This window comes from Desulfosporosinus sp. Tol-M2 (assembly GCF_059735615.1).
Genome location: NZ_JCAIJG010000112.1, coordinates 1 through 24,938, shown reverse-complemented (window position 1 = coordinate 24,938; position 24,938 = coordinate 1). Strand labels below are relative to the sequence as shown.

Below are 24,938 nucleotides of genomic sequence, written 5' to 3'. Positions count from 1 at the left end.
TATCAGCCTCTACCCCCTATCAAAATAATAAGCTTTTTGTATTATGCCATAAAGGGGAAGATAGGATACCTCAAGTTGAATAAAGTTGTGGTTTAACCCGGAGCTTGTCGCAGCTTGAAAAATAACCTTAATAAAGTAATTAAAACAATGGTCGAAACACCGCTTAGTAAAAAAGATGTGTTAGCTCCAAACATATCCGTTGTTAAACCCGCAAACAGGTTTCCAATTGGAGTTGCTCCTACGAAGACTAAGGAATATACGCTCATGACTCTGCCCCGGTATTCATTTTTTGTAGTAATCTGTAAGGTTGAATTTGCAGTTGTGGTAAACCAGAGATTGAATACTCCGGTAATAACTAACAAAATTGCCGTATAATAATAGGTTCTTGTAAAACTAATTAGGATTAACATTAAGGAAACCATTATGGAACTTCTTAATAGAATTTTCATATTAGGACCGGATTTGCTTTTTACTGAAACCATTAATGCTCCGACTAATGATCCTACTCCTAAAGCTGACATTAAAAAACCGTATATTTGTGCCTCTTGATGAAGTATATTTTTAGTAAAAACCGGAATTAAGATATTAAAATTAAAGACAAAAATCCCAATAATAAAAACCATCAAAATTGTTTGGAGAAGGGCAGGTTCCCCGACCATATATTTTAAGCCGTCCTTTATTTCTTTGAGCATATTATTATCGGAGACGTTCTTTTTTACATGGGGCGGCACTTCAACTTTAAGCAAACTAGCGATTACGGCCATAAAACTCAATCCATTTAATAAGAAGCACCAAGCAGCGCCAAAAGAGGCCATTATTAAGGCGCCTATAGCAGGCCCTATTATGCGGGCTAAATTAAATGTGGCCGAATTCAAGGCAATAGCGTTCATCAAATCTTTTTTGCCGGCCAATTCTATTGTAAAAGCTTGCCTTGAAGGTATATCAAGGGTATTCGAGAAACCTAAGATTAACGCTAGGATAAGAATATATGCATAGCTAACCGTGTTAGTGAAAACAAGTGCGGATAAGGTAAATGCTAAAATCATTGAAGTAAATTGAGAAATTAAGACTATTTGTTTCTTTGGGTATCTGTCAACAATAACACCGGCGAATAATGAGAAAATGGTAATCGGTAAAAATTGAGTTGCTCCTAAAATGCCTAAGAGGAGTGGCGAGCCAGTTAGAGAAAGCACGAGCCATGCTTGTCCTATACTCTGCGCCCATGTTCCGATCAAAGAAACGCATTGTCCCAACCAATAAATTCTGAAATTCTTATGGGTTAAGGCTGGGAAATTAGTGCTAAGCGCTGTTGTAGAAATTTTGTAGATTTTCATTATTAACCTCTATTTCATTGAAAGGAAATAAGGCGTGATAAAAGGAGTAACTGAAAACGGTAAGCCATTACACGCCTGTACCAATGGCCCCAGGGTTTTAAAGTATCTGCATCTAACGGCATTTTGTAATTCATCAAAATTACCTCACCCAATAGAGTATAATTCAACAATAATCTCAATTCTCCTTTATGGAGGATCCTAAAGAAGGTATCCCAGCTACTGTCCTTGCGCGGATAGCAGCGGGGCTCGGGGTGTCGATTGAAAAGTTGCTGGGATAAAGCTAAGGTCCAGAGTCTTGTAGCAGGGGCCTTTATATTTTTATAAGACAAATTTCCCCTTATTTCGCTGGGGAGTTGTGAGATAATATGGCTGCGTTGTATTAATAATGGATTATCGGATATAAGCCTAACATGAAATGAATTAGAGAGGAGTCAGAGGGGTATGGATTGGCACCTATTGAACCTTATAGCCGTTATGATTGCGGCCGGATGTTTTGGGGGGCTAGTAAATTATTTTTATAGTAATGATGAAAAGGCGACTATATGGAAGTCGGTAATCTTGGGCTTAGGGGCTTCATTTTTAGTTCCGCTGTTTCTTAACATGATATCTAGTTCCTTGTTAGTAGATAGTAAGGAAGATCCGTATAAAATCTTTATCTTTATGGGATTTTGCTTGATAGCAGCAATTTCTTCAAAAGCATTTATCGGAACTATTTCTGATAAGGTAATGGAGGTAGCCAAGCAAGCCGAAAACAAAGCTATAGAGGCAAAGGAGCAAATCCAAAAAGTTAAAGAAATTGTCGATCCTATTGCAAATAAAGAAACTGAGCAGGATTATGCTGGAGAGCAGACTACTGATGAAATTGGATTATTTAGTATTGAATCACTAAAAGATGAATTACCTGATATTGAAGCTATAGGTGAACAGGAAAAAGCTGTTCTTCATGTATTTAATGAAGGGAAATATACTTACAGAACCCTTGCCGGCTTAAGTCAAGCTATAGGAATGAGTTCACCATCTACTCTCAAATTATTGACGGAATTGGAATCATTAGGTTATGTAGGTCAATTGAACAAAAACAATAGGTCGCTTTTTTATTTATCTGCGCAAGGTAGGAAACTTATCTCAACTTTGAGCGGGCATGTAAAATAAAGTAGTCCAAATTAATCAGTTGTTCTTAAAAGATTACAGTAGGCTAGTCATCATTGGATAATCTTCGTTTTCGACAAGACCGCCGGTAATAGAATGGAGACCGCTATTAAGAAACGCCGATCTAAAAATAGCCGAAGAACCGTACTTTTCCCGAATTATATCGACTGCACTGTCAACCTTACGTCGTTTATCGTAGTCCTTACCAAAGAGAGAGGTTTGAAAGAAATCATTCCGGCAGAGTTCAGATACGCGCAGTCCCATATGTCTTAGCGGTTGACCCTGCCAGAGTTCATCGAATAGCTCACAGGCGATTTCCCAAATTTCATCCGTACAATCAGTCGAGTTAAAGAGCTTTCTTTGGTGGGAGCAATCGTGAAATTCATTCGTTCGAAAGGAGACGGATACTAAACGAGCTAACACATTAGCCTGACGCAGCCGGGTACCTACAGATTCGACGAGGGAAAGCAGTACGAGGTGGGCATTATTGCGATCCTCCACGTCAAAGGGCATGGTCGTAGAATTCCCCATACCCTTTACTTCAATGGTGCCACCGGGTCGAACCGGAGAATAGTCTATGCCGTTGGCATAGTTCCAGACTAACACGCCATGTGATTTTAAAAATAGTTTAATTATCTTTAAGTTAAAATTTGCGAGTTCTCCAATCGTTTTAATACCTCTGGATCTCAGCTTTTTAGAGGTTGCCCTTCCGACCATAAAAAGTTCCTCAATAGGTAGGGGCCACATTTTTGCCGGTATTTCTTCAGGAAAGATAGTATGTACCATATCTGGTTTTTTAAGCTCTCCAGCCATTTTGGCTAATAGTTTATTCGTTGAGATTCCAATATTCACAGTAAAGCCCAGTTCATCTTTTATGCGCTCTTTTATCTCGTGGGCAGTTTTACCTGGATCGTTTGAAAGCAACTCCATTCCAGAAAAGTCCAGAAAACACTCATCAACGGAAAAACGTTGAACAGATGGGCTATATTCCTTAATAATCTCAACCATGGCATCGCTGCACTGACGATAAAGATCATAATGCGGGTGAACAATTATAAGGCTGGGACACTTTTGGCATGCCGAGTAAAGTGTTTCGCCTGTCACTATTTTAAATTTCTTAGCAGGGATTGATTTCGTCAGCACTATACCATGCCGTGTGGTTGGATCACCGCCGACAACCGACGGAACGGTCCGCAAATCGAGTGGATCGCCATGTTGGAGCCGGTATACAGCTTCCCAAGAGAGGAAAGCAGTATTTGCATCAATATGAAAAATGTATCGTTTAGCCATGATTTTTCACCGCCCGGAGATAGTGTACTCTGATTTTACCAGAACATGTGTTCTGTGTAAATAGAATATATTTGCGTTTGTCATACTGTGGGCAGCGTGTCAACACCTTCCGGTTGTAAGACAGAATCAGGTATGATATTATTAATTTGTAACATATTTTGGGAAAACCATAAGGAAAAGGGGGGTGGCTTATGGAAAATATCCTACCTTTTAATTTTCTTTACACCTATCAAGACTACTTAAGTTGGCCTTCAAATGAACGATGGGAAATAATTGACGGCATTGCTTACAACATGACACCCGCTCCATCGTCGAACCATCAGAGGATTGTTAGGGAACTTGCCACAAGCTTTAATAACTTCCTGAAAGGAAAAACATGCGAGATTTTCCCAGCACCCTTTGATGTTCGTCTCCCTTATCAAGGCGAGGATGAACATCTCGCTAGGACTGTAGTACAACCTGATCTTTCTCTAATCTGTAATAAGCACTTGATTGATCAACATGGCTGCAAAGGCTGCCCTGACCTAGTCATCGAAGTTACCTCACCCTCCACGATGCAGATAGATCTGAAAATAAAATTTCATTGTTATGAAATGGCTGGGGTTAAAGAATATTGGATCGTTCATCCTGAGGGAAAAACGATCGTTGTTTATGCCCTAGGTTCAGATGGCAAATACGGACGTCCTAATGTCTATACCTCTAACGACCAGCTTCCCGTAAAAGTTCTACCCGGCCTGATCATAAATCTCATCGAAATTTTCCAAGTTCTAACGGATTAACAAAAGCATAAGGCTTATCGTACTTTGATTATTTTTTGCAGTGGAATTATTGAGACCCAAATAGTGATTTCTCTGGCAGGATTTGCAGGGTATGCTTGTGCGCAAAAGATCGAATAATATTACCAGATTGAAGCGTAATAAAATCTTATGCCGACAGCGGCGAAGCAGGTCTGCTGTCTTTACAAAATAATCTCTAAGGAGGTTTAAGCTTTGGCTAAGACAACAAAACCAATGGTCCAACTTACACCAGAATTAGAAAAATTCAAGTATGAGGTAGCTCAAGAGATTGGGATTGCTAATCGAAAACACAAAGGCTTCCCCAACTCGCCGCAACAATAATCTATACGGAAGTGGGTCAGGTTTAACCTGACCCACTTCTGTTCGTAATCAGAACATCCCTATGCTGTCTTCAGCGTTTACTAGAACATCCCTGTGCCGTCTTCAGCGTTTCTTACCTCGTCGTACCTACTTCGTTTCAATGAGACCCCACTTCTATAAGTGCGGGTGGGTACTTCAGGTGGGGTAGAGTCCCCATCTGAAGCCTCGATGTTCAGCTTTAGCTGAACGAGTTCACTCGCATTCATTTCGTTCCTACCTCGTCGTAAATCAAGCCAAAGCGCAGCCCAACCAATGAATGAAATGAAATTGCAAAGGGAACCGTTTAAGCCAACCCCAAAGAATCACACCTTGAAAGCTTTGGTGACCGTGCAATTTCATGTGCATTCATTCCGTTCCCAGCCGTCTATTGCAAATAATGTTCATAATCTTTACGATCAATTCCAGGGTGTAGGCTGATTGCCAAGGCGCCGGCAATAATTTTAGCTGATGTCTTGATGAGATCATCGATTTCTTTTGGGGTAACCATCAGGTTTCCTTGGAAAGGGGAAAGCACATCATCGATAATTTTACTAAATGTTTCCGGTTTAATGCCCTTATAAAGTTTATATAACGACGGGCTGGTTATGAATTGTTGAAAAACCCCTTCGACCACATCATGGGCAATCACGGATGCATTGACAACAGTGGGGAGTCCGATGGCAATCACTTTACAGCCCACCGTTTCTTCGTTAATGCCGACCCGTGAATTTCCTACGCCCGAACCAGGATGAATACCGGTATCAGCGAGTTGAATACTTGTCCCAACACGTTCGAGTGAACCTGCTGCAAGGGCATCAATGGCAATGACCAAATCCGGCTTAACATGTTCGACGATACCACGTATGATTTCAGCGGTTTCAATTCCTGTGATTCCTAAAACGCCTGGGGCAAGGGCGCTTATTTTGCGCATATTACCTTTTAATTCATCGGGGGTGAGTTGAAAAAGATGACGGGTTACCATAGTTTTATTTATGACTTGCGGACCTAAGGCATCGGGTGTAGCATTCCAATTGCCCAATCCGATTATTAAAATGCCGGCATCTTCTTTAAGATTCATAAGTTCAATTAATTTGTCTGCTAATACGTTGGTAATATCGTCATGGACGATATGATTATTTGTTCGTATTTCAGGCGCATCAATGGTAATGTATTGGCCTTTGGGTTTATTGATTGCTTCAGCTCCTTGATCAGTTTGGACGGTAATTATGGTGACTTTAGCATGTTCGCATATTTGTTCATCCATTAGGACGCCGGGAATTTCTTCCCCGCTTTCCCCACGCAGAAGCTCATGGGCTTCAACTGCCAGATCAAGTTGAACATTGAGGTGGCGATATAGTTCTGATTTTTTCATGTTTTCTACTCCTTTGAATGCATTTAAAAAGTCACTGGTGCTAATAAAAGCTCCAGTGATTAGAGAGGAGAAACGAAAGGAAGAGTTGGATGGGGGAAGGGCATTCGATGATTCATATTATGTTCATCGGTTGCAAAATTAGTATTGGCTAAAACAAAAATGATATACAGGGAAAATTTAGGGGGGATTTTTTAATTGTTGTGGTATACTTATAGGTATTATATGATAATTATTCAATTATTGTGCTGTACAGCATAATAAGCTCTGCTATAATGTAGCATGGAGGGTTTATGCGGATTATTGCAGGTAAGATGCGGGGCCGTCAACTAAAGACGGTAGAAGGAATGCAGACGCGCCCGACCTCGGATAAAGTTAAGGGTGCTATTTTTAATGTTTTAGGGGATAAGGTCTTGGATGCGCGCGTATTAGACCTTTTTGCCGGAACCGGAAACTTGGCGATCGAAGCACTTTCTCGTGGCTCGCATGATGCGGTGCTGGTCGAAAAGAGTCGTGAAGCACATCAGGTGATCCGGAAAAACATTGAACAAATGGGAGTTAGCCATAAGACCAAACTTTTATTGTTGGATGCTATTAAGTATATAAACAGATACCCTGATGAAATTTTTGACCTTATTTTTCTTGATCCTCCTTATCGTGAGGGACTTGCGTTAAAGGTTATCTCGACTTTAAAGGAACACTCTTGTTTAGCATCAGACGGCGTTATTGTCGTTGAAACAGCTAAAGGCGAGGATCTGGATGGTGATATTTATCCGTTCGAAATTCGCAAAACGGGGGAATATGGTGACACTAAAGTGTGGTATTTACAGAGAATGGATGTATGAGGAGAGGAAGGATATAAGTGGAAAAAGATATTGCGGGTTTGCTCAATGAAGTGGAAGAAATTATCGATCACGGGACTAAGATCCCGATGACGGGGAAAGTATTGGTTGATGATACTGTGATCTTTGAATTACTGGATCGCGTACGTGCAGCCATGCCTGAGGAAATAACCAATGCTAAATGGGTTTTGAAAGAACGACAACGAATTTTGGACGAAGCACAAGTGGAAGCTCAGAAACTCGTGGATCAAGGAAAAACTTACGTCGATAAGATGGCCGTAGAAAATGAAGTAGTTAAGCAGGCCCAGATCTATGGAGAAGACATTGTCAGGCAGGCGCAAACATTTGCTCATGATGTAAAAATTGGGGCCGTTCAATATGCTGATGAAATGCTTGAGCATGTCGAACAGGGTTTGCACGAAACGCTTCAATCCCTGCGTAAAAATCGGGAGGAATTAAAGCGGTTAGCCAAAGAGGATCAGGAAATAACAGGTAAGTCTGAAAAAGAAAAAGGCGAGTAACCTCTCTTTAGATGATAATTGTCAACAATTACCCCGACTTTACAGGACCTTTCAGTGTTCTTTATCACCTGGATCTGGGTTGGCGTACTGACACGAGTATAGTAATAAGGGTCATGATACCTATAAACACAAAGGAACTTGCTTGCCAAGTATTCCAGAAAAGAACTGACGGACTTGGAACTTGAAGGGCAAGGGCCGAAGCGGGCACCTTCGCAAACAGGAGGAAGAATTGGCTTAGTCCCAGGGCAATGATTCCTTGAAGTGCTCGAGCAACCACGAATGGAAAGAAACGTAAATCGGTTTCGCTGATAAAACCGGCAACTTGGGCAAACACTGAAAGACCACTCCAACCCATGAGGAGGGCTAAAAGCGCCACTTGCTGATTAAGCTCGGAAAAAGCTTGGATTGTCCCCTGACATCCTAAGGTCATCTCAAAAAGACCATTAAAAAAAGATTGCAGAACAGGAACCGGAATTACCTTGATAACGATATGGAGCAGGGTTGCTAAATAGGCTGTAACATGCCAGATGTTTAATAGTCGGATGATCACTGAAAAAAAGGCCATAAAGCCTGCGACCATAAGCACGGTGGTTATACTCTGTTTGATGGCGCCACTAAGAACTAGCCCGAAAGCACGGTTGTCTTTGGATTGAGTGTCTTTCATCTCTTGCCATGCCCGCTTGAACGAAGGGAAAAGGATCAGGTGTCGGGGAGAAGGTGTAACACGGTAAAAACGAAAGAGGAAACCGACCAACAAATTGGCGAGATAAATAGAACTTGAAAGGATTATACCGAGTGTAGGTTTACCTAACATGCCGGAGGCGACAGCACCAAACATAAATCCTGGACTGGGGTTATTGGTAAAGGCTAAGAGGCGTTCCCCTTCTACACGTGTAATCTCTCCGGCTTGACGAAGTCGAGCGGTTAGTACGGCACCCATAGGAAAGCCGGACGTGTAGCCCATAGCCACAACAAAGGCTGCCTTGCCGGGAAGGCGAAAAACTGGGCGCATGAACGATTCCAGAAGAATTCCCAGGAAATGAACAAATCCTGCCGCCATTAGGAGCTCGGATAGAATAAAGAAAGGGAGCAAAGCAGGGAGGACAAAACGCCACCATAAGGCCAACCCTTCACCCGCCGAGCTAAGAACTTCCTGGGGATAGATAAACATGCCAAGGGCCAGGAGACTTAAGGCAAGGACCTGGGCTATGGTGTACATGAATATATCACCTTCCTTCATAATTTATATGGAAGAATACTGGGACCTAGAAGTTAGAGTTTCCCTTGACAAAGGAAAATGTGCCAACTATAATAATGAATGTTGAACCTAAAGGGGGTGTAATCTTATGGGTGTTCCGCAACATCGCCAATCAAAATCCAGAGTACGCAAACGTCGGGCTATGTGGAAAATAACTGCACCAAACCACATCGAATGCCCCCAATGCCATAAACCAAAAATGCCGCATTATATATGCCCTAATTGTGGGTATTATAATTCCAAGGCAGTTATTGTAGTCGGAGAATAAGGTTTATTAATAATAACAAAGGATTCTTTTTAAAAAGATTCCTTTGTTTTTTATTTCAAAAGTGATAAAAAGTTGCCAACAATCGACAGGGTTATTTCTTGAAAGGTGTACTCAGATAGTTTATAATTGCGACCAGGTACTAAATTCGAGGCGCGAGATACGAGATACGAGATACGAGGCGCGAGACACGAAGCGAACAGAGTGAGTAGAATGATTAATGTTTCAAATTTAATTCGTACCTCGGTTCGCAGAATCGAATTCACAGTTCGGGCATCGGGTATCGAACCTCGTGCCTCGAATTTGTTGGAGAATCGAATTACAATTCGGGCATCGCGTATCGAGCCTCGAGCTTCGAAATTACGTGTAGGGTAAGAAATGGTGATATAGATGGGCCGTAACAGTAAAGAAGAACGCCGTAAGGTATTAGGGGAAGAGCTCTCCAAACATCCTTTCTTTACCGATGAAGAGCTTGCGGAAAGATTTAAGGTGAGCGTCTCAACCATTCGTTTGGATCGTGGAGAATTAGGGATCCCTGAACTTCGGGAACGAACCCGGGCAGTAGCACAGGAAGCGTATTCAACGTTAAAGTCGTTAGATGACCAGGAACTGATCGGGTAACTGCGGGAACTTGTTATTGGCGAGAGAGCCTGTTCAGAGTTGATGATTGAGGAGAGCATGGTTTTGGCTAAGGCAAGGGTTGCACGGGGGCATTTTTTATTTGCCCAGGCTAATTCTCTGGCCATTGCCTTAGTAGATGCGCCTATAGCCTTGACCGGCAGTGTCAAGTTGAAATTCATACGGCCAGTTCAGCTGGGGGACGTTGTTGTGGCTGTGGGAAGGGTACAAAAACGAAAGCAAAATATTTATTGGGTCCAGGTATCCGCTCGCGTTGGTACGGAGGAAGTGCTTCGTGGGGATTGGATACTATTTGCAATAGATCGCTTGGATGTACGGGAAACGGAGCTGGAATAGATGAGAATTGCTGTGGATGCGATGGGGGGGGATTATGCCCCGGAGGAGTTAATAAAAGGGGTGCTGATGGCCGCAGAAACATGGCCTGATCTGCATCTTATCCTGGTCGGGCAACATGAGCGAATGCTACCTTTTTTCTCAGGTACAAAACCTGCTAATGTATCATCTGTTGAAGCGTCCGAGGAGATTGGGATGGACGAACACCCGGCGAATGCTGTTCGAAAGAAGAAGGATGCCTCGATAGTAGTTGCGACCAGATTGGTTAAGCTTGGCGAGGCTGATGCCGTCGTTGGTGCAGGGAATACCGGTGCTCAAATGGCTGCTGCCCTATTGGGCTTAGGGCGGATCAAGGGGATCGAGCGACCGGCCATTGGAACGATCTTCTCGACTGCAGAAGGGGGAACACTTATTCTCGATGTAGGAGCCAATCTGGATGCGTCACCGGAGCACCTTTGTCAATATGCAGTGATGGGTAGCATCTACGCGAAAAAAATCTTAGGAATTCCAAATCCGCGCGTTGGATTACTGAATATAGGGAGTGAAGAAGGAAAAGGAAACGAACTGACCCAGAAAACGTATTCTTTGCTTAAAGTGGCTCCGATTAATTTCCTTGGGAATATTGAGGGCCGGGATGTACCCTATGGGCGGGCTGATGTGGTTGTCTGTGACGGGTTTGTCGGGAATGTTTTGCTTAAAACAGCTGAAGGATTGGTTGGGGTATTTGTTCAGCTTATTAAGGAAAGAATTACTTCAACCATGCTCCGTAAGCTTGGTGCGTTGGTTGTAAAACCGGGTTTAAATGAGTTCGCTCAGATGATGGACTATGCTGAGTATGGTGGTGCTCCTTTGTTGGGTGTTAATGGGATTAGCATTATCTGCCACGGAAGTTCGAAAGCAAAGGCGATCTTTAATGCTATACGGGTGGCCCAGGAATGTGTTCAAGTGCGTTTGATTAAACAGATTCGAGAAGATCTCCCACAGTAAAGTATGAAGGTTAGTGAGTGAACTCGCTTACGCTAAAGCTGAACATCGAGGCTTCAGATGGGGACTCTACCCCACCTGAAGTTACGAAGAACCACACTCCCACTTATAGAAGTGGGGGTCTTGAAAACTTGATAAAGAGAAAAGAGAAAAGAGGACATGCGACTATGTTTAGTGTTGGAATTGTGGGGACGGGGTCATATGTTCCTGAAAAGGTTATAACCAACGTGGACTTAGAAAAAATGGTGGATACAAACGATGAATGGATTTCCTCACGCACAGGGATCAGGGAACGTCATATGGCCCCGAAGGATATACCTGTCTCGGAACTGTGTTACCAGGCGGGATTAAGGGCAATAGAGGATGCTCAGATTGCACCGGAAGAGGTTGACCTCGTTATCGTAGCAACGATGACGCCTGACTATGCATTTCCGGCGACAGCCTGTCTCGTTGCCGCTCGGTTAGGAACAAAAAATGCAGCGGCTTTTGATCTGGAAACGGCATGCACTGGATTTATCTATGCGGCGGCGGCGGCCAGCCAGTTTGTGGCCACAGGAATGTACAAAACAGTGCTCGTTATCGGCGGGGAAACGATGAGCAAAATACTTAACTGGGAAGACCGTTCAACGTGTATTCTCTTTGGTGATGGTGCGGGAGCAGCGGTGTTACAACCGGTTAAAGAGGGATTTGGCTTTTTGAGTTTTGAATTAGGTTCGGACGGATCCGGAGGTAAATTACTCAGTCAACCGGCCGGGGGGTCTCAATGCCCGGCGAGTCTGGAAACAGTTAAGAACAATTTACATACCCTTCAGATGGAGGGCAGAGGAGTTTATAAATTCGCCGTCCGGATTATTGGGGATGTTACGCTGAAGGTCTTGGAGAAGGTAGGTTTAAGAAGAGACGAAGTGGACCTTTTTATCCCCCATCAAGCCAATATACGGATTATTGATGCGGCGGTTAAGCGCTTGGGAATTTCCCCACATAAAGTAATCATAAATTTATACAAGTATGGTAATATGTCCGCCGCATCTATTCCCGTAGCCTTAGATGAGTCTTTTAAGGAGGGACGCATTTCAGAGGGAGATACCATTGTTATGGTAGGATTTGGTGCAGGCCTGACCTGGGGAGCGTGTGTATTGAGATGGACGAAAGCAGGGTTAAAGAATGATTAAAACAAGGATTGGTGATCTGATCGGGATTGAATACCCGATTTTTCAAGGCGGAATGGCTTGGGTTTCCACTGGAGAATTAGTTGCCGCAGTTTCGGAAAGTGGCGGCTTAGGTATTATTGGTTCTGGACAGGCCCCTGCAGACTGGCTGCGTCAGGAAGTTCGAAAAGTGAAAGCCATTACGAAAAAGCCGTATGGAGTAAATGTCATGCTTATGTCCCCGTTTTTGGATGAAGTCATGCAGGTGATTTTAGAAGAGCGTGTCCCAGTGATTACGACAGGCGCAGGGAATCCTGGAAAGTATGTGCCTAAACTTAAAGAAGTAGGGACGAAGGTGATTCCCGTGGTTGCTTCCGTTGCGTTGGCTAGACGACTGGAGAAGGTAGGGGTGGATGCGCTCATTGCCGAAGGAATGGAGTCCGGGGGACATATCGGGGAAATTGGAACCTTCCCTCTGGTTCCCCAGGTGGTCGATGCCGTGAAAATACCGGTCGTTGCGGCAGGTGGTATCATGGATGGCCGAGGCTTAGTTGCGGCTTTAGCCCTGGGGGCTGAAGGAGTACAAATGGGGACACGTTTTATGTGTGCCGAAGAATGTACTATTCCGACTCATATCAAAGAGAGAATTATTAAAGCCAAGGATCGTGCTACGGTTATTACGGGACAGTCAACGGGTCATCCGGTGCGTTGTTTGGATAATCGCTTCACCCGGGAATTTGCACGATATGAACGGGAAGGGATGCCGGCTGCAGAAATTGATAAACTGGGCGTGGGGAGATTGCGCTTAGCTTTTGTCGATGGGGATATGGAGAACGGTTCAATTATGGCAGGTCAAATCGCTGGAGCAGTTAAGCGTATTGAACCTGTAGCGCATATTATTCAGGACATTATGCAATCTGCAGAACGGGAAATTGAGCGTCTTTCGGCACGGTTTAGTGAGGGGAGGACTTAGAATATGGGTAAACTGGCCTTTATTTTCCCTGGCCAAGGATCTCAGTATGTCGGCATGGGAAAAGAACTATTTCAGACTCCCAGCGGAGGGAGGGCGCAGGAGACTGCCCGTGAGATTCTAGGAAGTAAGTTTATTACGTTGTTGTTGGAGGGACCGGAAGAAGAACTTCGACAAACAGCTTGGACCCAACCGGCGATATTACTTGTAAGTGTTGCGGCTTGGCAGCACCTTGCTGAGGCTGGGATTGAACCGGATTATGTTGCCGGGCACAGTCTCGGCGAGTATTCGGCGCATGTAGCAGCCGGCAGTCTGGACTTGGCGGAAGCACTGCGTGTGGTTAGAAAGCGTGGAGAACTCATGCAGGCAGCTGTTCCGACCGGCGGGGGGATGGCTGCCATCATGGGGCTTACCGGTGAACTGGTCGAAGAAGCTTGCTATCGAGCAGCAGAACACGGCGTGGTCGGACCCGCGAATTACAATTGTCCGGGACAAGTGGTTATTTCCGGAGAAGTATCGGCCGTAGACTACGCTATCAAGGTCGCCAAGGAGTTGGGAGCAAAACGGGCGATACCGCTCGTCGTGAGCGGACCATTTCATTCCCGTCTCATGGAGAGAGTGGGGGAAGAACTACAACCGGTTTTAGAGGGTGTGTCCTGGAATACGCCACGTTGCCCAGTTATTGCGAACATTGATGCCGCCGAGGTTACCACTTCAGAACGTACGGTGAGCACGTTGGTTAAGCAAGTTAGTGCTGCTGTGCGATGGGAGCAATCTGTTCGTCATCTTCTGGACTTAGGGGTAGATACCTTCGTAGAGTGCGGTCCAGGCAAAGTCCTGACGGGTTTGGTAAAAAAAATTGCCCCCGGTGCTAATCTTCTCCACGTAGAGGATATGGTGTCCTTAAAAAAGTCACTTGCATATATGAAGGAGAGTCGTTAAAATGATGCTAAATGATAGTGTGGCCATTGTTACAGGGAGTGGGCAAGGGATTGGACGCGCCATAGCTCTGGAGTTGGCAGCAGCCGGTGTGCAAGTTGTTGTTAATGATGTGAATTCCGATAAAGCTGAGGAAACTGTTGAATTGATCCGTGCAGCCGGCGGAGAAGGCTTAGCCGTTCAAGCGGATGTGACTAAAGCTGCTGATGTTGACCGATTAATAAAAACAGCGTTAGATCAGTTTGGCAAGATCAACATTCTGATTAATAATGCCGGAATTACACGGGATTCGTTGCTGCTTCGTATGAAAGAAGCGGATTGGGATGCGGTCTTGGCTATTAATCTCAAAGGAGTTTTCCTCTGCACTAAAGCGGTCAGCAAAGGAATGCTCAAACAACGATCAGGTGTTATTGTTAATATTTCCTCCGTCGTGGGCCTTTCGGGCAATGCCGGACAAGCTAATTATGCGGCATCGAAGGCCGGGATTATCGGATTTTCCAAATCCATCGCCAAGGAATTTGCCTCGCGGGGAATTCGGGTCAATGCGATTGCTCCGGGGTATATTTCTACAGATATGACGGAAACCTTAGGAGAAGGGCTGCAAACTGAAGTCTTGCGTGCCATCCCACTCGGTCGCCTGGGTAAGCCCGAGGACATTGCTCAAGTGGTTCGCTTCCTTGTGTCCCCGGCGGCATCTTATATAACAGGACAGACCTTGTGTGTCGATGGGGGTATGGAAATATAGGCTTTAGTTATCTGCGAAAGGAGGTGAAGAAGCGGCATGGAAGTTTTCGAGAAAGTGAAGGCTATCGTCGTCGAACAACTTGGGGTAGACGAGGAGCTTGTTACCCCGGAGACCTCCTTTAAAGAGCTGGATGCGGATTCATTGGATATTGTTGAACTAATTATGGCTCTGGAAGAGGCATTCGACTTGGATATTCCGGATGAGGAAGCCGAAAAAATTAAGACAGTCGGAGAAGCTGTCAGCTACATTAAGGAGAACAAATAACCTCAAAAAGGTCCCGTACTCAGCTGCGGGACTTTCTTTTAAGAGATTATCTCCCTCCATACTAAATGAATTTTACGCTCATAGAGAAGCGCGATATTAAACTGCGTGAGGCGAGAAGCACGATATTTGACTTTCGAGCCTCGAACATCGCGCCTTGCGTCTCGATAGATTAGAGGTCGACAGGAGGAACAATTGTGAAAATACCCGAGCTTCGTATTGCCGATTTGGTGGCCAAAATTCCTGTTATCCAAGGAGGAATGGCTGTTAGGATATCTATGGCTCCTCTCGCAGCAGCTGTTGCCGAGGAGGGAGGGATCGGAATAATTGCAGGCAGTGGTTTGCCGGTGGAAGAATTTGTTGCAGAAATCCGTGAAGCACGTCATCGTACGAAAGGGATTATCGGGGTCAACATTATGTTTGCTGTTCGCGAATTTGCGCAGCTGGTTCACGCCGCGTTCAATGAGAAAATTGATCTTTTAATTTCAGGAGCCGGTTTTTCCAGGGATATGTTTACCTGGGGTAAAGAAAAGGGCATCCCGGTTGTGCCCATTGTTTCATCAGCTAAACTTGCTAAATTATCTGAAAAACTTGGGGCGGCCGCCGTGGTTGTCGAAGGGGCGGAGGCCGGCGGGCATTTAGGGACGCTTCGTTCGATCCACGATATCCTCCCGGAAGTAATAGCAGCCGTCAGTATTCCTGTCATAGGTGCAGGAGGCTTCGTCAATGGAGAAGACGTCGCCAAGACCCTGAAACTTGGTGCAGATGGGGTACAAATGGGAACCCGGTTCGCGCTTAGCGAAGAGTGCAGCGCAGCTCCCGCTTGGAAAGAGGCAATGCTCAAGGCTACTAAAGAGGACGTGCTGTTAATTCATAGTCCGGTGGGGATGCCGGCGCGGGGGATTAAGAACCCCTTTACCAAGTTGCTCGAGGAAAAAGCGGATGTCAAGCCGAAGAAATGTCTAGGCTGTCTTAAGCAGTGTGCGGGTAACTTTTGTATTATCAGTCGCTTAGTTAAGGCTCAACAGGGCGATATTCGGGAAGGTCTTATCTTTTCTGGGGCTAATGTCCATAAGATTAAAGAAATTTTGTCCGTGCATGAAATATTCGAGGAGCTCAAAAACGGAATACTCAGCTTTAAGGAGGAAGAATGTTGAAACACCGTGCAGTAATTACCGGAATGGGTGTCATCTCTCCCGTCGGCAACGATCTGGATGAATTCTGGAATAATTTAATCGGAGGAAAGTCCGGAATCGGACTATTAACGCGTTTTGATACTGCCGATTTGCCGACTAAGGTTGCGGCTGAGGTCAAAAACTTCGAGCCGACGGAATGGATTAACAAAAAGGAAAGTCGCCACATGGACCGCTTTGTTCAATTTGCCATCGCAGCTGCCAAGTTGGCGGTGCAAGATTCGGGACTTGATTTTGAGAAAGTAGACAAAGCACGTGCCGGTACCGTTATGGGTTGTGGGATCGGTGGTGTAATAACGTTTGAAGAACAAAAAGAGGTGCTCATGAGTAAGGGGAGCGGTCGGATTACCCCGTTTTTTGTTCCAATGCTGATTGGCAACATGGCAGCCGGACATTTATCCATCGAGTTTGGTTTAAAGGGATCCAGTCTGACGGTTGTTACAGCCTGTGCTTCGGCCACTAACGCCATTGGAGAAGCGTTACGGATTATCCAACGCGGGGAGGCCGATGTCGTGCTTAGTGGAGGAACCGAGGCGCCGCTTACGAAGTTGGCTTTTGTCGGCTTTTGCGCTGCGAAGGCGATGTCCACTGAAAAGGAAAACCCGGAACAAGCGTCGCGACCCTTTGATAAGCGGCGGAGCGGTTTTGTTATGGGCGAAGGAGCAGGGGTCTTGGTCCTGGAATCCTTGGAACATGCAGAGGCTCGGGGTGCTCACATTTATGCCGAACTGGCCGGCTATGGAAGCACATCAGATGCCTATCATATTACGAGCCCGGTGCCCGGCGGAGCCGGTGCAGTCCAAGCGATGCGGCTTGCCATAAAGGATGCGGGGTTAAGTGTCGAAGAGGTTGACTATATCAATGCGCATGGAACCAGCACAGGGCCTAACGATTCGGTGGAAACCTCCGCTATTAAAACTTTGTTTGGCAGTTATGCGTCGAAGTTAGCGATTAGTTCGACCAAATCAATGACCGGGCATTTGATGGGGGCTGCGGGAGCCATCGAGGCGATTATTTGTGCGCTGAGTATTAAACGGGGAGCGATCCCGCCAACGGCGAATTATGGAGAGCCGGACCCGGAATGTGATCTTGATTATGTCCCTAATATAGCGCGCAAACAAGAAGTGAGGGTGGTAATGTCCAATTCCTTAGGTTTCGGCGGGCATAATGCCGCCATCGTCTTAAAAAAATTTGCATAAGGCATATGAAAGAAAATAACAAGTCAAAGATTGACCGGTTATTTTCTTGAATGTGCCTAAGGTAAGGAGATCTAAACTAAATGGTTGAAAAGAGCCGTAATGCGACTCCGAATTTCATAAAGACGGAGGGAAGATCAGGGCGAAAGAAATATGTCGTGACTTCTCTGAAACAAGAACTGGGACTTGAATTAGCAAAGCGATTGGGACTTCAGACTCCGCCGAATCGCCTGTTTAGCACGGCCTTGACCCATCCTTCATATGTCTTTGAAAATCCGCAGTTTGGCAAAGAAACAAACCAACGGCTTGAGTTTTTGGGTGATGCAATTTTGGACTTTGTGATTGCGGAGTATCTTTATCTAAGTTATCCTGAGCGGCCGGAAGGAGAACTCACAAAAATGCGGGCTGCTGTCGTGAATGAAACGACTCTGGCTCACAAAGCGCAGGAAATCGGGTTGGGGCAAGAGCTTTTGTTGGGTAAAGGCGAACAGGTATCCGGCGGACGGGAACGGCCCTCCATCTTGGCGGATGCCTGGGAATCAGTTATTGGAGCGATTTACTTGCAATATGGATTGCAAGAAGCCCGCCGGGTTATTTTGGAGATGCTCAAACCGTCCATTTACGAAGTCGCCGAAGGGAATTACGGGGACTATAAAACTGTGTTACAGGAAAAAGCACAACGGGAAGAAATAGAAGTAAACTATCAGATCCTGGCGGAAGAAGGACCTGATCACAATAAATCCTTTACGGCGGGTGTTTTTCTGCAAGGAAACTTAATGGGCAAAGGTGTGGGCCGCACCAAAAAAGAAGCGGAGCAACATGCTGCAAGGCAGGTGCTGGAACATTGGGGGAGGGAGAACGATGGCTAAACCTGAGAATTTCCCGGTGTTCTTAAAGGGAATTCATATTCAGGGATTTAAGTCGTTCGCCGATCGTGTCAAATTGGAATTAGGCCATGGATTAACTGTAATTGTTGGTCCGAATGGGAGTGGAAAAAGCAATGTCGCCGATGCAGTTCGCTGGGTACTGGGAGAACAAAGTGCCAAGAGCTTGCGCGGGGCTAAAATGGAAGATGTGGTTTTTGCCGGAAGCACACAGCGTCGCCCTGTCGGCATGGCGGAAGTGTCCCTGATTTTTGATAACTTAACAGGAATTTTACCGTTGGATTTTAGAGAAATCACGATTACCCGACGGGTCTATCGTGATGGTGAGGGGCAATATTTGATTAATAATGCAGCTTGCCGGCTCAAAGATATTCAGGAACTATTTATGGATACGGGAGCAGGCAAAGAAGGATTCTCGATCATTGAGCAGGGGCGGGTTGAGGAAATCTTAAACCTAAAATCGGAAGAACGTCGCTCGCTGATCGAAGAGGCGGCTGGAATTACCAAGTTTCGTTTCAGAAAGCGCGAAGCCTTAAAGCGTCTTGATGCAACAATCTTGAATCTCCAACGTCTTGAGGATCTAGTACGAGAAATTGAGGGACAACTGACTCCTCTGGCTGCCCAAGCTCAAGTGGCCGAACAAAGCCTTGCGCTCTCCGGCGAACTTAGACGCCTGGAAATCCAATTGACTGTTCTCGACATCTCAGAAGGGAAGCATAAGTTGGCTTTAGCTTTAAAGGATTCAGAAACCCTGCAAGCCAGTTTAATAGAGGCTCAAGTAATATTGAGGTTAAGAGAAAGTAAAAATTTAAAAGATAAAGTTCTGCTCAAAGAAATAGAGGATGACTCGCAACGGATGCAGGGAGAGGGGTTTCAGGCGGGGCAGGCAAGCGAAGCTTTAAAACATGAGTTAAGCATTCGCGGTGAGCGTTTTAAATATTTTACGGAGCAAATCGCCAGGTTGACCGATGAGATCCAGGCAGATGAGGGAAAAATTGAAAATTTGAATCAACGGATGAGCACCCTTGCGGCAAAGCTAGCGGTTTTAAAGTATACGGTTGAAGAAGCACAAAGCAAGGTCTCAGACCGAGAACAGAAACTGAAGTGTGTTCGAGAAAGTAAACTGGCAGAAGATATTGACCGAATTAAGACCGATCTTTTTCAAGCCCTGTCAGACCAAGCCAATTGTGCCAATGAATTGACCGGGGCTCAACATACTCTGGTATCGCTTGAACAACAAGTTCTTCAGATAGTGCAGGAGCAAGGGCTAAAAACAAAAGAACGTCAATCCTTGGGTGAAACTTGTAAAGCGCAGGAAAAAGAACTGGCTGAGCTGGAACGACAAATCCTGGCTGGAGACGGAGAAATGTTCAGGCTCAGGACAGAGTGGGATCGGCTAAAATCGTTGCGCGAAGAAAAAAAGGTCGAACTTCAGAAGCATAAGGCCCTTACAGATCAAGCCAGAGCGCGCAGGCACGCTTTGTTGTCGTTAGAAGATTCCTTTGAAGGGTATCAACGTGGGGTACGCGAGGTGATGCTGGCCAGAAAAAAGGGGATCAAGGATTGCATGGGTCTCTGCGGGACGGTGGCTGATCTGATCGCCGTGCAGGAAGAATATGAACTGGCTTTGGAGACCGCACTGGGAGCGGGCTTGCAGAATGTTGTGGCGGAGAATGAGAAGGCTGCAAAAGAGGCCATTGCTTATTTAAAGGTTCATCAATTCGGACGGGTAACCTTCCTGCCGCTTGATATAATTCAGGGGAAACGGATATCTGTGAGCCAGGTAGTTGAGAGGGATTCCGGCTATATCGGGATTGCAGTCGATCTTATTTCTTATGATTTGTTATACAAACCGGCGATGGCGTTTCTCCTGGGGCGCATTGTCGTAGTCAAGGATATGAGTGCTGCGACCCGGATCGCTAAAGCATCCGGGTATAGGCAGCGCATTGTGACTTTAGAGGGGGATCAAGTCCATCCCGGAGGTTCTCTGAGTGGAGGGAGCGTTCAGCTCAAAGGAGGAAATTTGCTTGCCCGTTCCCGTGAAATCGATTCCTTGCGAGTCGCGTTAGTACGGTTAGAAAAAGATTTACTTGAAGAAGAACGGGAATACTTCGAGCTTGATCTTCGTCTGAGGGAAATTAAGGAAAGTATGGATAATTTAACTCTTAGACAACGGGAAGATAACGAACATCAGGTCATGCTTAGGGCGGCGCACGGGAATGTGTTGAGTCAGTTGGGGCGGCTAGAGAGTGATTTATTGGGGTTAGATCTTCGGAACCAGGGAAACAGTGCCCAAAAAAACGAACTTTGCCTTTATATAAAAAGTTTAACCGAACGTTTGGAAATGGCAGAAAAAATATCGGTCAATTTACGTGAAGAGTACAATCGGCGAGAGATTGAAGCAAAAGCCGCGATAAGTGAGGAAGAATCGTATCGGGAGCAACTGACCCAGGAGAAAATCCGCTTAGCCAAGTTGGAACAAGAATTAAATCAATGCACGGAGCAACTTGGTCAGGAACAAAAGAACTATCGCGAAAATGAAGCAACGCTTCAATTTAAAAAACAGAACCGGGTTGGTTTCCAAGAAAACTGCCAGGTGGTTGAAGCGGAGCAAGGGGCGTTGAACCGGCAATTGGAGAAACATTCACTTGCCCAAGAGGCCCAGCGCTGCGCCTTAAGGCAACGCGGACAAGAGAGAGAGGTTTTATCGGCCGGTATACTTGAACTGGAACAGGAGATACATGCCCAGCGTCAGTTAGAGCATGCGCTGGAACAGCGCCTCCATGCCAATGAACTTCGCGTTGTCCGCTTCGAGACGGAGTGTCAAGCAGGGGAAACCCGTTTAGTTGAGGAGTTTTCTCTAACCTGGGAAGAGGCCCTGCCTTATCAGACCGAGGAGGGAAGGACAGTCCTGTGGCGAAGGGTGCAAGCGCTTAAACAACAAATTGAAGATTTAGGCCCCATCAACCAAGCAGCTATCGAAGAATATCCTAAAATGCAAACCAGGCAGGTTTTTATGTTAGCCCAGCGGGATGATTTGGTCGAAGCAAATCAGACCTTGCGCCAAGTGATTTCCGAACTGGATAAGACCATGAGTGAACGGTTTATAGAAAGCTTTCATGCAGTGAATGGGGCTTTTCAGGAAGTCTTTCGAGAGCTCTTTTGTGGCGGAAACGCGGAACTTCATTTAGTAGACCCCGAACATTTATTAGAAACAGGTGTCGAGATTATTGCTCAGCCCCCAGGTAAAAAACCTCAGCTCCTTTCCCTCTTGTCCGGCGGAGAACGGGCTTTAACGGCCATAACTATTTTGTTCGCCCTGCTGCGGGTTAAACCGAGTCCGTTTTGTATCCTGGATGAGATCGAAGCATCTTTGGACGATTCTAATGTCCGGAGATTTGCCCAATATATTCAACGTCTATCGGATTCAACCCAGTTCGTTGTTATTTCTCATCGCAAAGGAACCATGGAATCGGCTGATGTTTTGTATGGCATTGCCATGGAGGAGAGCGGTGTATCCAAGCTGCTTTCCGTCAAGTTCGACGAACGATTGGATGAGAGACTTGCGTGAGGGATTTGTGTGACACAACGCTTGGTACTTACGACGCAGAGCAAACTAACCGTTCAAACTCCTACTCTGGGGAGGGGGTGCCTGCCAAATGAGCCATCCTTGGCGCAATGGCAGCAGTGCACATCCTTGTGCACTGCCCCGTATCTGGGGTCGGTAGCTTTCACGGAGTTCGCTTTTCTGCTTACGAAAAGACCCCGCGCTCGTGTCACACTGCGTCCCGGGCTTGGAACGATGAACGGAGAACGGAGAGTGTCCCGCTATGTTTATTCAGTCAGCATCGGTTCGTACATCATAATTGCATGATTCTCTGTAATGAAGTCATCGCCTATTTGGTTGTTACCGGGGTCGAACACTTTTCGCCTTATTATGTTATGGCGCATGTAACCTCCCCACCACTCCTGTGTAATTAAATGTTCACTTTCGTAAACCTCATATTTTTGAGGCGAAGGTTGTTCACATCTCCATTCCCCTTCCAAGTCCGAATCTCCTACACTTACGAGAAGTTGATACCGATATGGAGTCTCATTCTTGATTTGGAGATCTATATAATTGTGAACCACTGTGGCCCCACTTCCGAATGGTTGGGTCCGGTTGGCATCAGGAAATACGTCATGCGTGTGCCGCCACCGTTCTGTAACCTTTAATGGAGTATGTAAGGCCATCCAATAAATCAGATTTGAAAGTTGGCATAAGCCTCCTCCGACTCCGGGAACAAACGATCCATTGGTTAGGATAATCCCTTCAGAGAAACCTTTTGCTTTAGTAGGCTTCCCTACCAAACGCCAAAAAGAAAATGTCTCGCCTGGTTCCAGAACGAGGCCATTTATCTTTGCCGTAGCCAACTTCAAGTTGGTTACTTTGTTTTTCTGCAGCCACATATCAACGTTTCGGAGGCGACGATAGAGTGGGGTCCTATGCTCCGCCACATTGTAAGGGAGTTGTGACGTCTGTAAATTTCCCGCATAGCGTGTTGACCTGACAAAAATCCATTGGAGGTAACGACGCCATGTAAAATAATGCCTTCCTAGAAACATCCGAAGCTCAGAACGGTTCACGGGCCTTTCTGATCGATAAAAGGATTTTAATCCCAAAACTTTTCACACCCCATATTTTCTATCCCTGAAAATAGATTGCTAAAAATTGACCATTTACAAATTTTCTTCAGCCATTTGCTCGCTTTGACAAAGACTGAACAAATATTTATATACTTGTTTGGCATACTCTTTATAGAGCTGCTCGATGTCCTGCATCCATTCAACTCCCCGTAAACATATATCCGAAAATTAAATAGCTCTGTACAATCTTCTCATTTAATCAAAACTACAGATATCCAAAAATGTATTTGTCTTTTGAGCCTCTTCCTTTGAAGAATACACCAAAAATTCCTTTTTACCTTGAATATTAGCTATAAGTAATTCTATTGATTTTGGGTTCTTTGAAACCTTAAGTATTTCTTGAATCTCACGCTGGCGTGCTAAGTATTGTGAATTATTCTCTCTTTCCCCTATTTCCATAGCTTTTAAATCATAGGATTCTCCCATTTGCTCACACCTAATGACTTCTTGCCAATGCGGATAATAGGCCACAAGTTCTAAAAATTCTTTAAAACTATCTGTTATTTTGCCAAACATTCCGTTGCGGTTAACATACCCAACTGGGTAATTATCATCTTTAATATCACCAATGCCGCCAATCGTTCCGAAGCAGTTTCCTTTAGTATCAACTGCAAAAATTGAAAATTGAGGGACAGGGTAAAACCGGAAATCGTCCCGTATTTGTGTAGTGCAAAAGATTACATCACAGTTCTCTCCCAGTAGCTTGTAAATTTCGCATGAACGTTCATTTTCAGGAACTGGAATTACTCTTTTTCCAGCTAATACAGCTTCTGATTTTTCCCCATCTTCTGATGTGTAAAAATATCCTATTGCATTATCCTTGTCTTCAATATCAATAATCAGCTTTTTTGGTATGTCCATCAATCTCTCCTGATAATAATACTTTTGAAAATACTGGATCTTTCCAAAAACTTAAACCGTTATATGGATCGATTCCATTAGCTAAGGCAGAAATGATTTCCACCGCTTTACTAATCGCTATAATTTATTCCCCATCTAATACTTACTTCTTTTTCATATGTCATCGAACAAAATAAGACACGCTCATAGTTAACGGGTGAAAACAAAAAGAAAGAAGGCGATTCCTATTATCGAAAAGATGACTCCGCCAACTCGTCTAATCAAAAAATAAGAATCTTGCGGTTCTTTTGTCGCCTTCCAACTATCAGTGATTTTCCACATGAACCTAGGATTGATTGCATTACTCATGGCAATAGCAATCCAGACCAAAAAGAATAGTGTTGTAAATATATTGATTACGTTAAACGGACTAACATTCACAGGATTCATAGATTTTCCTCCCCTCTATCTCCAGCAGATTAGATAACGTTTGGGTGTTACCGTAGCGTCATACTACTTCCATATTGGCAAAGTTACGGTAACACCCGGTTAGACGAAGTAGCGGACGGAAATACTTAAGTCTTATAGATAATTATTGTTTTTAAGGTTAGCCGAAATATGTTCTTGAATAAATTGTTCTACTATGTCCTTTTGTTCTTTCTTTTTCCATAAATCTATAACTATTATTGGTTTGATTAAAAATAATAGAGGTTTCACATTTAGTTTAAGTGTATATTTGCTAGTCCATTCGTACGATACTATTTTTTCCCATACCCAAAAGTAATTTTTGTATTGAATCCCACCTTCAGTTATTTTATTTCTTTGTAAAGAAATAAATATAACAATACTTACTGCTAATATCCAAAACACTAACTCAATTAACCAAGAACCATCAATAGCTGTTATGCTTTTAAATCTAATTACGTTAAATATGGATAATGAACCTACAGCTACCC

The 24,938-nt window shown here is 44.7% G+C and carries 24 protein-coding genes and 1 pseudogene; 17 read left to right on the top strand and 8 right to left on the bottom strand.

Going from position 1 to position 24,938, the window contains the following annotated elements; all coding sequences use genetic code 11:
- Nucleotides 1-92: 92 nt before the first annotated feature.
- Nucleotides 93-1,334: an MFS transporter gene (locus AC6I5A_RS08235; RefSeq protein WP_052167973.1), complete on the bottom strand. Its 1,242-nt coding sequence runs from the start codon at nucleotides 1,332-1,334 to the stop codon at nucleotides 93-95.
- A 441-nt stretch (nucleotides 1,335-1,775) separates the two neighbouring features.
- Here AC6I5A_RS08235 and AC6I5A_RS08230 point away from each other — a divergent pair, with 441 nt between their 5' ends.
- A complete protein-coding gene (locus AC6I5A_RS08230; RefSeq protein WP_052167972.1) occupies nucleotides 1,776-2,486 on the top strand; it encodes a YEATS-associated helix-containing protein in 711 nt (236 codons plus the stop codon).
- 33 nt (nucleotides 2,487-2,519) lie between these two features.
- Here AC6I5A_RS08230 and AC6I5A_RS08225 read toward each other — a convergent pair whose 3' ends face one another.
- The gene (locus AC6I5A_RS08225) at nucleotides 2,520-3,773 is read right to left on the bottom strand and encodes a DNA polymerase IV (RefSeq protein WP_034614294.1); all 1,254 of its coding nucleotides are present in this window, start codon (nucleotides 3,771-3,773) and stop codon (nucleotides 2,520-2,522) included.
- A 191-nt stretch (nucleotides 3,774-3,964) separates the two neighbouring features.
- Here AC6I5A_RS08225 and AC6I5A_RS08220 point away from each other — a divergent pair, with 191 nt between their 5' ends.
- Both AC6I5A_RS08220 and AC6I5A_RS08215 read left to right on the top strand, forming a co-directional pair.
- On the top strand, nucleotides 3,965-4,552 hold the full coding sequence (locus tag AC6I5A_RS08220) for a Uma2 family endonuclease (RefSeq protein ID WP_034614290.1): 588 nt from the start codon (nucleotides 3,965-3,967) through the stop codon (nucleotides 4,550-4,552).
- Between the two features lie 210 nt (nucleotides 4,553-4,762).
- Nucleotides 4,763-4,891 carry a small, acid-soluble spore protein, alpha/beta type gene (locus AC6I5A_RS08215; RefSeq protein ID WP_034614289.1) on the top strand — a complete coding sequence of 43 codons (129 nt, stop codon included), beginning with the start codon at nucleotides 4,763-4,765 and terminating at the stop codon, nucleotides 4,889-4,891.
- 403 nt (nucleotides 4,892-5,294) lie between these two features.
- Here AC6I5A_RS08215 and gpr read toward each other — a convergent pair whose 3' ends face one another.
- Nucleotides 5,295-6,281 (bottom strand): GPR endopeptidase, encoded by a 987-nt coding sequence (gpr, locus tag AC6I5A_RS08210; protein ID WP_034614287.1) that lies wholly within the window; start codon nucleotides 6,279-6,281, stop codon nucleotides 5,295-5,297.
- A gap of 290 nt (nucleotides 6,282-6,571) precedes the next feature.
- On the opposite strand from gpr, the gene rsmD reads away from it, so the two are divergent.
- Nucleotides 6,572-7,123, top strand: coding sequence for a 16S rRNA (guanine(966)-N(2))-methyltransferase RsmD (gene rsmD / locus AC6I5A_RS08205; RefSeq protein WP_034614285.1), 552 nt, complete (start codon nucleotides 6,572-6,574; stop codon nucleotides 7,121-7,123).
- Between the two features lie 17 nt (nucleotides 7,124-7,140).
- Nucleotides 7,141-7,641 (top strand): hypothetical protein, encoded by a 501-nt coding sequence (locus AC6I5A_RS08200; RefSeq protein WP_034614283.1) that lies wholly within the window; start codon nucleotides 7,141-7,143, stop codon nucleotides 7,639-7,641.
- Between the two features lie 64 nt (nucleotides 7,642-7,705).
- On the opposite strand, the gene ylbJ is transcribed toward AC6I5A_RS08200, so the two are convergent.
- Nucleotides 7,706-8,860 carry a sporulation integral membrane protein YlbJ gene (gene ylbJ, locus AC6I5A_RS08195; protein ID WP_034614281.1) on the bottom strand — a complete coding sequence of 385 codons (1,155 nt, stop codon included), beginning with the start codon at nucleotides 8,858-8,860 and terminating at the stop codon, nucleotides 7,706-7,708.
- Nucleotides 8,861-8,987: 127 nt separating this feature from the next.
- Between ylbJ and rpmF the strand changes: the two genes are divergently transcribed.
- From rpmF to smc, 12 genes and pseudogenes are all read left to right on the top strand, one after another.
- Nucleotides 8,988-9,167, top strand: a complete 180-nt coding sequence (rpmF, locus tag AC6I5A_RS08190; protein ID WP_497900604.1) for a 50S ribosomal protein L32 — start codon at nucleotides 8,988-8,990, stop codon at nucleotides 9,165-9,167.
- A gap of 387 nt (nucleotides 9,168-9,554) precedes the next feature.
- Nucleotides 9,555-10,139, top strand: a pseudogene (gene fapR / locus AC6I5A_RS08185) (transcription factor FapR).
- Complete coding sequence (plsX, locus tag AC6I5A_RS08180) at nucleotides 10,140-11,123, top strand: phosphate acyltransferase PlsX (protein WP_034614279.1); 984 nt, start codon at nucleotides 10,140-10,142, stop codon at nucleotides 11,121-11,123. It abuts the pseudogene before it with no gap.
- A gap of 164 nt (nucleotides 11,124-11,287) precedes the next feature.
- Entirely contained in the window at nucleotides 11,288-12,292 is a 1,005-nt protein-coding gene (locus AC6I5A_RS08175) for a beta-ketoacyl-ACP synthase III (protein ID WP_034614277.1), read from the top strand.
- Nucleotides 12,285-13,241, top strand: coding sequence for an enoyl-[acyl-carrier-protein] reductase FabK (gene fabK, locus AC6I5A_RS08170; RefSeq protein WP_034614275.1), 957 nt, complete (start codon nucleotides 12,285-12,287; stop codon nucleotides 13,239-13,241). The genes AC6I5A_RS08175 and fabK overlap by 8 nt, the downstream gene beginning before the upstream one ends.
- 3 nt (nucleotides 13,242-13,244) lie before the next feature.
- Nucleotides 13,245-14,180: an ACP S-malonyltransferase gene (fabD, locus tag AC6I5A_RS08165; RefSeq protein WP_034614272.1), complete on the top strand. Its 936-nt coding sequence runs from the start codon at nucleotides 13,245-13,247 to the stop codon at nucleotides 14,178-14,180.
- A gap of 1 nt (nucleotide 14,181) precedes the next feature.
- Nucleotides 14,182-14,922 (top strand): 3-oxoacyl-[acyl-carrier-protein] reductase, encoded by a 741-nt coding sequence (gene fabG / locus AC6I5A_RS08160; protein ID WP_034614270.1) that lies wholly within the window; start codon nucleotides 14,182-14,184, stop codon nucleotides 14,920-14,922.
- A 36-nt stretch (nucleotides 14,923-14,958) separates the two neighbouring features.
- A complete protein-coding gene (gene acpP / locus AC6I5A_RS08155; protein WP_034614267.1) occupies nucleotides 14,959-15,186 on the top strand; it encodes an acyl carrier protein in 228 nt (75 codons plus the stop codon).
- Between the two features lie 194 nt (nucleotides 15,187-15,380).
- On the top strand, nucleotides 15,381-16,340 hold the full coding sequence (locus AC6I5A_RS08150) for an NAD(P)H-dependent flavin oxidoreductase (protein ID WP_034614265.1): 960 nt from the start codon (nucleotides 15,381-15,383) through the stop codon (nucleotides 16,338-16,340).
- Nucleotides 16,334-17,575, top strand: a complete 1,242-nt coding sequence (gene fabF / locus AC6I5A_RS08145; protein WP_034614262.1) for a beta-ketoacyl-ACP synthase II — start codon at nucleotides 16,334-16,336, stop codon at nucleotides 17,573-17,575. Before AC6I5A_RS08150 ends, fabF begins: the two co-directional genes overlap by 7 nt.
- 80 nt (nucleotides 17,576-17,655) lie before the next feature.
- Nucleotides 17,656-18,441, top strand: coding sequence for a ribonuclease III (gene rnc / locus AC6I5A_RS08140; RefSeq protein ID WP_034614260.1), 786 nt, complete (start codon nucleotides 17,656-17,658; stop codon nucleotides 18,439-18,441).
- Nucleotides 18,434-22,027 carry a chromosome segregation protein SMC gene (gene smc / locus AC6I5A_RS08135; RefSeq protein ID WP_034614257.1) on the top strand — a complete coding sequence of 1,198 codons (3,594 nt, stop codon included), beginning with the start codon at nucleotides 18,434-18,436 and terminating at the stop codon, nucleotides 22,025-22,027. Before rnc ends, smc begins: the two co-directional genes overlap by 8 nt.
- Before the next feature lie 263 nt (nucleotides 22,028-22,290).
- On the opposite strand, the gene AC6I5A_RS08130 is transcribed toward smc, so the two are convergent.
- The 4 genes from AC6I5A_RS08130 to AC6I5A_RS08115 form a co-directional block, all read right to left on the bottom strand.
- Entirely contained in the window at nucleotides 22,291-23,061 is a 771-nt protein-coding gene (locus tag AC6I5A_RS08130) for a VanW family protein (RefSeq protein ID WP_052167974.1), read from the bottom strand.
- Between the two features lie 276 nt (nucleotides 23,062-23,337).
- Nucleotides 23,338-24,003 carry a hypothetical protein gene (locus tag AC6I5A_RS08125; RefSeq protein WP_034614253.1) on the bottom strand — a complete coding sequence of 222 codons (666 nt, stop codon included), beginning with the start codon at nucleotides 24,001-24,003 and terminating at the stop codon, nucleotides 23,338-23,340.
- 189 nt (nucleotides 24,004-24,192) lie between these two features.
- Complete coding sequence (locus AC6I5A_RS08120; RefSeq protein WP_052167971.1) at nucleotides 24,193-24,432, bottom strand: DUF6199 family natural product biosynthesis protein; 240 nt, start codon at nucleotides 24,430-24,432, stop codon at nucleotides 24,193-24,195.
- Between the two features lie 132 nt (nucleotides 24,433-24,564).
- Nucleotides 24,565-24,938: DUF5673 domain-containing protein (locus AC6I5A_RS08115; RefSeq protein ID WP_034614249.1), on the bottom strand; the 374-nt coding region annotated here is incomplete at its 5' end.